This window comes from Adlercreutzia shanghongiae, assembly GCF_035830635.1.
Lineage (GTDB): Bacteria > Actinomycetota > Coriobacteriia > Coriobacteriales > Eggerthellaceae > Adlercreutzia > Adlercreutzia shanghongiae.
In genome coordinates, this window is the sequence record NZ_JAYMFI010000056.1 from 1 (window position 1) to 640 (window position 640).

The following is a 640-nucleotide window of genomic DNA, read 5'->3' on the forward strand; positions in this document are numbered from 1 at the left end:
CGAGGGTGATCTTCTCGTCGTAGTAGTTGTGCTTGTAGGACTTGTCGGTCAGGCGCGGGCGGGGGGCCTGGGTCCACTTGAAGTCGGGGTCCTGCTCGAAGTACATCTCCATCAGCGGCCAGTACGCGAGGTACTCAAAGTAGCGGCAGCGGAAGGAGTTGGCGGCGGCCATGATCTCGTTGCCGATGGTGAGCAGGATGTCGCGGGGCGGCATGCAGGTCATCATGGAGTCGTTGCGGAAGTCCGGGGTGCCGATGGCCTGGTTCCACTGCAGGGGCGTGGGGCGGTCGACGACGACGCCGCGGTCCTCGAGGATCTTCACGAGGTTCTCGAGGCACTCGTTGCCACGCTCGACGGTCTCGAGGGGACGCAGGCCCCACATACCACGCATCTCGGAATCGACGGGCACCTTCTCAGAGGTGGCGGGCTCCTCCGGCGGGATGACGGAGTTGTCGCAGCGGCCGACGATGACGCGCTTCAGCGGATCCCAGTCGTTCCAAGAGCTGACGATTTTAGCCATGATTCATTCCTTTCTTGAGCACGCCTTAACCGTGCTCGCGACGATGAGGAATAATTACTACCGAACTAAACCGATTAATATGATCGGTCGGTTTTATCGGCTGCTTCAATATAGCACCAT

The 640-nt window shown here is 60.0% G+C and carries 1 pseudogene; it reads right to left on the reverse strand.

Annotated features, from left to right (window positions below):
- Positions 1-520: pseudogene (locus VJ923_RS12175) on the reverse strand (serine/threonine protein kinase); the annotation flags it as partial.
- Between the last annotated feature and the right edge of the window lie 120 nt (positions 521-640).